The 11,141-nt window shown below is 45.5% G+C and carries 8 protein-coding genes; 3 read left to right on the forward strand and 5 right to left on the reverse strand.

The features are described 5' to 3' along the window. Nucleotides 1–36 precede the first annotated feature (36 nt). Nucleotides 37–1,029, forward strand: a complete 993-nt coding sequence (ygfZ, locus tag H5647_RS18330; protein ID WP_052692181.1) for a CAF17-like 4Fe-4S cluster assembly/insertion protein YgfZ — start codon at nucleotides 37–39, stop codon at nucleotides 1,027–1,029. 128 nt (nucleotides 1,030–1,157) lie between these two features. Then, a complete protein-coding gene (locus tag H5647_RS18335; RefSeq protein WP_045860509.1) occupies nucleotides 1,158–2,000 on the forward strand; it encodes an HDOD domain-containing protein in 843 nt (280 codons plus the stop codon). A gap of 48 nt (nucleotides 2,001–2,048) precedes the next feature. Here the strand turns inward: H5647_RS18335 and H5647_RS18340 are convergent, their stop codons facing one another. Continuing rightward, nucleotides 2,049–4,874 (reverse strand): insulinase family protein, encoded by a 2,826-nt coding sequence (locus tag H5647_RS18340; RefSeq protein WP_045860510.1) that lies wholly within the window; start codon nucleotides 4,872–4,874, stop codon nucleotides 2,049–2,051. Between the two features lie 127 nt (nucleotides 4,875–5,001). Between H5647_RS18340 and H5647_RS18345 the strand changes: the two genes are divergently transcribed. Then, entirely contained in the window at nucleotides 5,002–5,355 is a 354-nt protein-coding gene (locus H5647_RS18345) for a VOC family protein (RefSeq protein WP_045860511.1), read from the forward strand. Between the two features lie 148 nt (nucleotides 5,356–5,503). On the opposite strand, the gene pckA is transcribed toward H5647_RS18345, so the two are convergent. From pckA to prfB, 4 genes are all read right to left on the reverse strand, one after another. Then, nucleotides 5,504–7,126 carry a phosphoenolpyruvate carboxykinase (ATP) gene (gene pckA / locus H5647_RS18350; RefSeq protein WP_045860512.1) on the reverse strand — a complete coding sequence of 541 codons (1,623 nt, stop codon included), beginning with the start codon at nucleotides 7,124–7,126 and terminating at the stop codon, nucleotides 5,504–5,506. Nucleotides 7,127–7,448: 322 nt separating this feature from the next. Continuing rightward, complete coding sequence (ung, locus tag H5647_RS18355) at nucleotides 7,449–8,138, reverse strand: uracil-DNA glycosylase (protein ID WP_045860513.1); 690 nt, start codon at nucleotides 8,136–8,138, stop codon at nucleotides 7,449–7,451. A gap of 12 nt (nucleotides 8,139–8,150) precedes the next feature. Then, nucleotides 8,151–9,659 (reverse strand): lysine--tRNA ligase, encoded by a 1,509-nt coding sequence (lysS, locus tag H5647_RS18360; protein ID WP_045860514.1) that lies wholly within the window; start codon nucleotides 9,657–9,659, stop codon nucleotides 8,151–8,153. Nucleotides 9,660–9,835: 176 nt separating this feature from the next. After that, a protein-coding gene (gene prfB / locus H5647_RS18365) for a peptide chain release factor 2 (RefSeq protein ID WP_121495390.1) occupies nucleotides 9,836–10,931 on the reverse strand; the annotation gives its coding sequence in 2 pieces (ribosomal slippage) (nucleotides 9,836–10,858 and nucleotides 10,860–10,931; 1,095 coding nt in all). Nucleotides 10,932–11,141: the final 210 nt, after the last annotated feature.

An 11,141-nucleotide genomic window follows, 5' to 3' on the forward strand; every position in this document is an offset into this window, starting at 1 on the left:
TTTCGACGAAACCTCACCAACCATGCAGTGGACTTTATGACCAATTGGCAGCAACGATTAGATAACCACCCCTTATTGGACGCGGCCAGCATTGGCTCAGACCAAAATTGCCTTGCCATACTCAGCGAGTACCGCCTATTAACGGTATCGGGGCCTGACTCGGTGACATTTCTACAGGGGCAATGCACTTGTGACATCAGCCAATTGAACTCAGATCACTGGCTGCTAGGTGCACACTGCAATATTAAAGGGCGAATGCACAGTAGTTTTTATGCAGCGCGCATTGATGAAAACACGATTGGATTACGCCTGCACAGCAGTATTGCAGAAAACGCATTAAACGCATTAAAAAAATACAGTGTTTTCTCGAAGGTTGAACTTACCCTAGCACCCGCGTGGATTATGGGCCTGAACCACCCAGATCAGTCGACGCTACCCAATACAACAATAAAGCTGCCGCCCGTTAACGAAACGTCTCACCCAGAAAACGGCCTAACCGTTCTGCGCCTAGACAAAAACCGCAGCGAAATATGGGCCTCACAGGCCGCTGCTCTCGACCATTTATGGCCCCACATTACTCAAGGGCTAAACCTAACCTCTCAAGCAGTCTGGTCTCGGCTGAATATTGAACAAGGTATTGCCGAAGTCCGTGCAGAAACGGTAGAAGCCCTCTTACCGCAAGAGCTTAACTTTCAGCTCATTAACGGTGTATCTTTCAGTAAAGGCTGCTATACGGGGCAAGAAATCATTGCCCGGCTTCACTACAAAGCAACCCTTAAAAAACACCTCTATCGCGCCACGACAGCGTTACTCGACAACGAATCTTCACCCATTTACGGAACAGAAATCGTTGATAAAGACACAGGAAAACGCCTAGGTTCTGTTATTCAAAGCCTTTCTGGCAACAATAATCAGTGGCTACTATTAGTGCTCGTGAACGACCTCGCCGTTCACACAGATTCCGCCGTTTTAGCGCTAGGCTCCCAGCCAAAACTTACATGGCAGCCGTTACCTTATGCTATACCTTAGAGTAGCGAACACCTACCCCAACCTCGTCGCAATATCCATCTAAACAACCACTCCTCGTGCCTATTAGACGGAGCTGGCTGAGGTGACATTCGCATTTATCTGACTCCAATCACAATGGGAATGTGAATATGAATGACCTTGCCACCAAGGTTTCGAACGACATCAATAAAGCTATCGACAGCGACCAGCTCGTGCTGCCCACGCTACCCGAAATCGCACTTAAAGTGCGAGAAGTGGCCAATGACGCCGATGCTAGTATTAAGCAATTAAGTGATGTTATTAGCTCCGATGCCGCCCTAACAGCCCGTATTATTAAAGTCGCCAATAGTCCTCTATTTCGCGCGCCACGCGAAATAGAGGACTTAAATATGGCGCTCTCTCGCCTAGGCATGCAATACACTTGCAACCTTGCAACGGGCCTAGCGATGGAGCAAATGTTCCAAGCAACTTCCGATCTCATTGATAAACGGTTACGCGAGGTATGGTCTAGATCGAGCGAGATTGCAGGAATGTGCCACGTACTGTGCAAGCACAGGACTAAATTACGCCCCGACCAAGCCGCACTGGCCGGCTTAACCCACCAGATTGGTATATTACCCATATTATCGTACGCCGAAGACAACCCTTACTTGATGGGCGATAGCATGACGCTAGACAGCGTAATAGATGCCGTACACCCCCAACTTGGCGTTAAAATTTTAACCACATGGGAGTTCCCAACAGAAATTCGCAATGTCCCTATTGAGTACCTCAATTTTACGCGAGAAACAGCAAAAGCAGACTATGCCGACTTAGTGACGGTCGCCATGTTACAAAATCAGTCAACAATAGCGCTCAATCGCTATGCCAATCTCGATACAAGTACCGTAAAAGCCTTTTATCGGTTAGATTTAGATCCCAACATTGAAGCAACAGAAGCCGAAGATTTAAGCGAGGAAATGGAAGCCGCACTTGCCATGCTGCAAGGCTAAACACGCAGAAAGAATCGCCGACATTGCACCGGCGATTCTCGAGCTCAACTAGTTAGGTGCGAATGCCGTATCGGCAAAACCTGTTCCTTTCAACTGAACTACTATTTTTTGGCCGGCATTTCCCAATATCAAATCTCGATACAACTGAATCAGGCTCGCTTTGTTAACCTGTTCGAATGCCGCAATCAACTGTTGTTTGGAATCAAAGGTTAATCGCCCATCATAAAAGTCTGCCATTAAAGGCTTCATTTCTTCACCGAAATCCAGCGGTTGCTTTGTCAACAACTCCAATTGCGAACGTTTTATTTGTTCTATCACAGACTCATCAATACTGTCTAATTCAGCAAGAAATTCACGTCTAAACCGGTCGATTCGTTTGCTTACACTTGGCAGCTCGGTATTGTTACTTTGAACAAAAAACATTAAGCCCGGGTATTGATCTACAACCTTAGGCGCTGTTCCCACAACATACCCCAACTGCTCGTTAGTGCGTAATTGCGTAAAAAAGGCATTACGTGTAAGCGCGTTCAACGTCATGATTTTCGCTTTGCCAACGTACGTTTTTTCTGTCCCAATAAACAATTGAACATACGCATTATCGGTATGCCCCGTTAACGCTTCTTTGTAATGCGTTGACGCACCAGCAACAGGCGTCTTAATCGCACGCTTAAATAAAGCATGGTCAACATTCGGCTGGGGCAGCAACGCTTCAACATCGCTCACTATAGCCAAAACACGCTCTTCGCTATAATTACCATAAGCAAAAACACGTAACCGATTCGCCGAGAGTAACCCTTTATGGAACGCAACGAGCTGCTCTCGCGTTAAGCTTTCTACCGCTTGCTTTTCTGCTTCCCGAGACCAACTGTTCGCCAGAAGTTCTCGGCTTAACAAACCAAACATTTGACGATAAGGGGCCGACTTTTCTCGGTTATCCAAATCTTGACGTAAAGAATCTAGCGCTTTCGAGAACTCTTCAGCACTGACATCCCACTGACTTAACGCTTTAAATACCTTTAGGGCCAAAACATCATGTTTAGCATTAAATAAGCTCAAACTTACCGTAAGGTCATTACCATTAAAGCCAAAATCCAACCCAATTCCCGCCTGCCCTGCTCGATCAATAAGCGACAACTGCTGAGAGGTTAGAACCTTTACTAAGATTTTTGCCAGCATTTGATTTTGAACCGAAGAAGCCCCCAAATCACTGTTCAACAAAAACTCTAACGTGCCTTTTTGGTCTTGATAGCTATCGCTATGCGTTAGCCAAATTTCTGAATGCCCCTTACCTTTCAAAAGGGTTGGTGATTTAATTGTACTTGCCTCAACAATGGCCGCCTCTTTAGAAAACAAATCATTTTCAGCCGGCAAATTAAACGTAAGTGTTTCGGCAATGCTACGCCATTTTGCTATATCGGCACGCGTAATATCCTCAATAGCGTAGCCTCCCTCATGGTAAGGAATGGCTTTTTCAACTCGTTCATGTTGACTTATGTACCAGATACGTGCCCTTTCTGGCGTAAGATAGGATAAAACATCGTTAACCGCCAACTCATCAAATGAACTATAAACATACGGGTTTGAAATAACCCACTCAGGATTATATTGAAGTAGCGTTGAACTCAAATGAATGGCCGTTTTTAACGGCTGCTGCATATCTAAATTCGCAAATTTCTTTTCTTTTATCGCCTTCTGCTCAAGAAAATATTTTTTATCTACGCCCTCGCGTTTTATAAGCTCTATATAAGCAAAAATCGCTGCAATAACCTCATCACGTTTGGTCATACCTTCATCAGTAAGATCCACAAAAACATCAAAACTGCCATCGTAATCGTATGCAACTGGATCGACCTGCGCATACAACGACTTCACCAAATTCTTTTCTCGCAACTGCTGGGCGACCGTACCAGGCTCTTCTGATGCCAGTAGGCTGTTAACATATTCATTCGGTTTATTTTTCCAAAGCTCTGAATTATTCGGCATGGGAAAGCGTAGCATTATCATCTTCAAATCCATTACAGACGCATAATGAATTTTTTTCGACATTTGAGCCTCTGTTACACCTGTAACAGGGACCGCCGGCTTATCAATATTATTATTTTCAATGGCCGAAAAATGTTTTGTAGCCAATAACGTTTGCTCCGCTAAGCTTTTATTGCTTACCATAACGAGCTTCATAATATTAGCCGAATAATAACGTTCAAAAAACGCCACTAAATCCTCATTCAAGACCGAACCGGGCTTATCTGATAGGGTGTCTAAATTACCAACGGCCAACTGACTTGCTGGGTGCGCCGGGTTGCCCGTCACACCGTTTAGGTAGTTTATTATTCGACCGTCCTGACTGCGACCCATCGACCATTCACTATTAACCGCGTTCCGCTCTTTATCGCTATACTCCAAATCAAAACGCGGCGCTTTAAAATAGTCACTAAACATATCAAGAGCTTCATCCAACTTCCCTGCCGGCAACGAAAAGAAATAATTGGTGTGATCTGGTGCGGTGTACGCATTCCAGCTGCCCGAATTATGATCAATAAATTGCTGAAGCGTGTTTGGATCAGGGTATTTCTCTGTGCCTAAGAAAAGCATATGCTCTAAATAGTGCGCTAAACCTTGCTGATGCTCTGGGTTCTGAAAACTACCCACACCTAACGCTAGAGAAACGGCCGCTATTTCACTACTCGTATCTTCTACCAAGATCACCTCCATGCCATTACTGAGTGTTAAAGTTGCATATTGGCGTGTATCTTTTGGGCTTTTCTGAATAACGATGGCCGCTCTATTTTCAGCGTCTGGCTGTGAAGCGGTACACCCCTGCAAGCCCATCACAAGCACTGCTCCCAGCACAATAACAGAAAGTTTTTTCAGCATTAGGTTATCCTTTAAACAATTATTCTTTTAAGAAGCTGGATGAGAAGTTTCAACAACCCAAACTTAAACGGCCACATATAGTAGCAGTAATGCGCTGTATCCGGTCAAGCAAACAAGGAACCTCAAAGTGAACCTTCATGAAAAGTTAAATTATGTTGAATTCTCGGCCAACAATTTGACCGCAACGCAGCAATTTTTCTCCACAGTTTTTGATTGGACATTTACCCATTACGGCCCCGAATACACGGCTTTCGACTATCAAGGGCTTGAAGGTGGCTTTTATTTAGGCAATGCCTCATCTTCCCCTGAGCGTGGCGGTGCATTACTGGTGTTCTACAGTGAAGATTTAAGGCGTACTCAGGTAAAAATTGAAGCCGCGGGCGGTGTTATCGTCAAAGCTATCTTTGATTTCCCCGGTGGACGACGCTTCCATTTCTGCGAACCCAGCGGCAACGAGTTTGCCGTATGGTCGGACAACTAATGAAGGTATGGGCCTTTTGGCGGCCCCTAGCCTTTATTGCTCCATCGTTTGCACACCAATACCTGACAAACATAAAAAAAGGCACCGCCCTTTCGGGAAATGCCTTTTGTATAGCGCAGTGTTATAGCCTGTACTGCAGTGTCGTGTTTTAAGCTTCTGTCACCGCCTGCTGTGGGCCTGCAGCCACTAGCGCTTTGCCTTCGGCGTTATCAGTAAACTTCTCAAAGTTCTTCACAAACAAACCTGCTAGATTGGCGGCCTTCTCATCCCAGTCTGCAACATTTGCATAGGTGTCACGCGGATCAAGAATTGCGTCATCTACACCCGCTAGTGAAGTAGGGACTTCTAAGTTAAATACTGGAATATTCTTGGTATCGGCCTTGTCTACACTGCCGTCCAAAATCGCATCAATAATGCCGCGCGTATCTTTAATAGAAATACGTTTTCCAGAACCATTCCAACCAGTATTCACGAGATAGGCTGTAGCACCGGCCGCATTCATACGTGCGACTAACTCTTCTCCGTACTTCACTGGGTGTAGCGTTAAGAACGCTTTACCAAAACAAGCAGAGAAGGTTGGCGTAGGCTCAGTAATACCGCGTTCAGTACCGGCCAGCTTCGCTGTAAAACCAGACAAGAAGTGATACTGCGTTTGCTCTGGCGTTAACTTCGATACAGGTGGCAATACACCAAATGCATCAGCCGTTAAGAAGATAACTTTCTGCGCATGACCTGCGCGAGAAGGCGGTGGAACGATGTTCTCAATATGGTCGATTGGGTAAGATACACGAGTATTCTCGGTAACTGAGCCATCGTCGAAATCGATTTTACCATTTGCATCAACCGTTACATTTTCCAGCAACGCATCGCGCTTGATCGCCGCATAAATATCGGGCTCACTTGCTGGGTCTAAGTTAATGGTTTTTGCGTAGCAGCCGCCTTCGAAGTTAAAGACACCTGTGTCATCCCAACCGTGCTCGTCATCACCAATTAATTTACGTTTTGGATCAGTAGATAGTGTTGTTTTACCGGTGCCTGATAACCCGAAGAAAATGGCAACGTCGTCCTCTTCACCTACGTTGGCAGAACAGTGCATAGAAGCCATATGCTTTAAGGGTAGGTAGTAGTTCATCATGGCGAACATACCTTTTTTCATTTCGCCGCCGTACCAAGTACCACCGATAACCTGCATTTTTTCAGTCATGTTAAACACGGTGAATACTTCTGAATTCATGCCGTGCTCTTTCCACTTAGGGTTAGAGGTTTTGGAACCGTTCATTACAACGAAGTCTGGCTCACCAAAATTTTCTAGCTCTTCAGCAGAAGGGCGAATAAACATGTTGGTTACAAAGTGTGCCTGCCATGCAACTTCAACAATAAAGCGCACTTTCATACGAGTATCTTCGTTCGCGCCACAGAAAGTATCTACCACAAACAGACGATTACCTGACAGCTCATCAACCACCAATTGCTTTAAGTCTTTCCACGCTTCAGGGGTGATTGGCTTGTTATCGTTGTGAGCGATGTCGGAATCCCACCAGAGGTGTTCCTTGCTCACATCATCAAATACGATAAATTTATCTTTCGGGGAACGGCCAGTAAAAATACCTGTGTTAACATTTACTGCACCTAGCTCTGTTACCACGCCTCGCTCATAGCCTTCCAGATTCGGGTTCGTCTCTTCTTCAAACAATTGCTCGTAAGAAGGGTTATAGACGATCTCCGTCACATTTTGGATACCATATTTGGAAAGGTCTAACTTTACAGCCATTATGTCGTCTCCCAATTGTATTGGTGGGTAATAAAAATTTCTTTCGACTCTGCTAGAACCCGTGCGTTGTAGCGTAAAATGCCTCTTAGGGTTATTCAGCAAACTTATGTCGATTTGCCTTATCACGGTTTCCATTATATGGAAGCGGTGAATCGCAGGGAAATTTTGCGGTTGACGCACGTCAAGGAATGGCTCTACTTAAAGAAAATAGTCGCAAATTTGAACCCTCGCGCAAAAATATACGTTTTTTTAATGCCGCGCTATAAGTAACAGAATGGACGTTCCATTGAGTTATTAACCCAGCGGAAGAAAGACAAGAATACTACGCTGACCAATCGATAGGAGACAAGCCTAGAGAGGCTAAATAAACATTGGTTTTAGAGAAATGATTGTTCCCAAAAAAACCTCGGTGAGCCGAAAGCGGCGATGGATGGGGCGACGTTAAGATATAATGGCGCGCCGAATCAATGTACTGCCCCTTTTTGTGGGCATAACTACCCCACAGCAAAAATACCACATTTTTCTTATGGATATTTACCGCGTTAATAACCGCATCCGTAAACGTTTCCCAACCTTTACGCTGGTGCGAGCCCGCCTGCCCCCCTTCAACGGTTAAAGTGGCATTTAACAGTAAAACACCTTGCTCTGCCCAAGCCTGTAGACAGCCCTCTGTTGGCATAGGTAGATCAATATCCTGTGCCAACTCTTTGAATATATTCCGAAGAGACGGAGGAATGCGTACGCTAGGCAACACGGAAAAACACAGCCCATGCGCTTGGCCTGGCCCGTGGTACGGGTCCTGCCCCAGGATGACAACCTTAATATCGGAAAACCGTGTAGCATTTAACGCGTTAAAGATAAGATCGGCAGGCGGAAATAGTGTTTTCCCCGCCTGCGTTTCCTTTTCTAAAAACTGATTGAGTTGGCGCATGTACGGTTTATCGAATTCATCTCCGATTACATCTCGCCAACTAGAATGCAGTTTTAACCCCGCCCACCGTTTATTACTCACAAGAAGGCTAGCTTATTCGGGACGCATATGGGGAAACAGTAATACGTCACGAATAGATGCGGAGTCTGTCAACAACATGACCAATCGATCGATTCCGATACCTTCGCCTGCGGTTGGCGGTAAACCATATTCTAGTGCGCGTATATAATCCGCATCGAAATGCATGGCTTCGTCATCTCCCGCATCTTTTTCCGCGACCTGGGCTTGAAAACGTTCGGCTTGATCTTCTGCGTCGTTAAGCTCAGAAAAGCCATTGGCAATCTCACGCCCACCCACAAAAAACTCAAAGCGGTCCGTTACAAACGGATTGTCGTCGTTGCGACGCGCAAGTGGCGAGACTTCTGTTGGGTATTGAGTAATAAAAGTAGGCTGCTCTAAACGATGCTCTACAGTTTTCTCAAAAATTTCGATTTGAATTTTACCCAAACCCCAAATACTTTTAAGCGGTATACCCAAGCTCTCAGCCACTTTTTTAGCCGGCTCAAACTCATTAATATCATCGGCCGTTAATTCAGGGTTAAAGTGCAAAATTGAGTCGACAATACTTAACCTCAAAAAGGGTTTAGAAAAATCGTACATAACAACTTCGGGCTCTTCACCTTCTTTTGCCGGTTTAGTGCTGGCAACCTCTGTGGAACCCAAAACTGATTGGGTCAGTTTACGCAACATATCTTCGGTTAAATCCATTAGGTCGTTGTAGTCGGCATAGGCCTGATAAAACTCCAGCATGGTGAACTCAGGGTTATGTCGCGTACTCAAGCCTTCGTTACGAAAGTTGCGGTTAATTTCGTACACGCGCTCGAAGCCCCCAACCACTAAACGCTTTAAATACAGCTCTGGGGCGATGCGTAAATACATGTCGATATCTAACGCATTATGAAAGGTTTCAAACGGTCGGGCAGTGGCACCACCAGGAATCGCTTGTAGCATTGGCGTTTCTACTTCGAGGAAGTCACTGCTATTGAGGTAATCGCGAATAAACTGAACTACTTTTGTTCGTGTAACGAAGGTATTACGCACTTCGGGATTTGCAATTAAGTCAACATAGCGCTGACGATACCGCATTTCTTGATCGGCCAAACCGTGGAATTTATCAGGCAATGGTCGCAACGCCTTGGTGAGTAATTGATTGTCATCCAAGCTTACATATAAATCGCCTTTGCCTGATTTATGTAATTGGCCGGTGACGCCCACAATATCGCCAAGATCGAGCGATTTGGCAAATGGCCGTGCTTCTTTGGTCACATATAATTGAATCTGACCACTCACATCCTGAATAACCATAAAGGCGCCACGATTACGAATGACGCGTCCAGCAACCGAAAATACCATCGCTTTTTCTTCGAGCGCCTCTTTGGTTTCTTCACCATAGGTATTTTGTAAATGTTGCGCTTTGGCATTGGGACGGAAGCTATTGGGAAATGCATTCCCCTGCTCACGTAGACCAGCCAATTTAGCACGACGTTCAGCGATTAACTTGTTTTCGTCTGGCTTTGCGTCGTTTGGGTTTTGGTTGCTCATGGATCAAGTTTTCCTAAAAAAATAAATATTTCAATTGGCACAGTCTAGGAGAGATTGGCTAGTAGCTTCCGGGACCGTCGCCGACAGAACGTCGGCGTAGAGCTTACAGGGAAGCATTTACAGCGTATCCCAGTAGCTGCTACTCAAGCGCTCCTACTCGAAGCGCTCTTTAAAGATCAAAGGCCCGCTTTAAGGCTAGCCTCAATAAACTCATCCAGCTTGCCGTCGAGTACCGCTTGGCAATTACTGGTTTGAACGTTGGTGCGTAAATCTTTAATGCGCTGGTCATCCAGCACATAAGAGCGAATCTGGCTGCCCCAGCCGATATCTGACTTACTGTCTTCCATCGCTTGTTTTTCGGCATTACGCTTTAACAGCTCTTGCTCGTAAACGCGCGCCCGTAACATTTTCCACGCTTTGTCGCGATTGGCGTGCTGCGAGCGTTCGCTTTGGCACTGTACCACTACACCACTAGGTTCGTGAGTTAAACGTACGGCAGAATCCGTTTTGTTAATGTGCTGACCTCCCGCGCCGGAGGCACGGTAGGTGTCTGTGCGTACATCGGACGGGTTAATATCTATCTCAATATTGTCATCGATTTCTGGGTAAACAAATACAGATGAGAACGAGGTATGACGACGACTCCCCGAATCAAACGGCGATTTGCGCACTAAACGATGTACGCCCGTTTCTGTACGTAACCAGCCGAAAGCGTATTCACCTTCAAATCGAATAGTGGCGCTTTTAATGCCTGCGACATCTCCAGCAGACGCTTCTTCAAGTGTCGTTTTAAAGCCTTTATCTTCACCCCAGCGTAAATACATGCGCAAGATCATTTCTGCCCAGTCTTGCGCTTCAGTACCGCCAGAGCCCGATTGAATATCTAAAAAGGCATTGTTAGGGTCCATTTCACCGGAAAACATACGACGAAATTCAAGTTTAGCTAATTGCTTTTCTAAGCCTTGAGCTTCAGATTCAACGTCGGCAATACTGTCTTCATCGTCTTCTTCTACCGCCATATCAATCAAATCACGGCAATCATCAACGCCTTGCTCTAAATTTTCGATGGTTTCTACCACCAATTCTAAAGACGATCGCTCGCGCCCTAACGCTTGCGCACGCTCTGGCTTATTCCATACATCCGGCTCAGCCAGCTCTAATTCAACTTCTGCTAAACGCTCTTTCTTTTCAGCATATTCAAAGATACCCCCTAAGCACGTCAGTACGCGCTCGCAGATCGGAGAGGATGTTAAGTAAGGGACTAATTTCCATGAAAGCGGCCGTTTGAAAGTGTCAATAGAAAATCCGGCTAAAACCGAGTAAAAAATGCGCGCGCATTGTAACTCAGGGGCGATATTTCACCAAATAGAGTATTGTCTGATTGCGCATGCTTGGTAACATAGGCGAGATGGCCCACAACGAAATAATAAGGGCGCACATTAATAGACTGGTGTAAATCGCTACGCAAGCAAACAGGTAAAG

Origin of the sequence: Teredinibacter purpureus, from assembly GCF_014217335.1 — a bacterium.
GTDB classification, from domain to species: Bacteria; Pseudomonadota; Gammaproteobacteria; order Pseudomonadales; family Cellvibrionaceae; genus Teredinibacter; species Teredinibacter purpureus.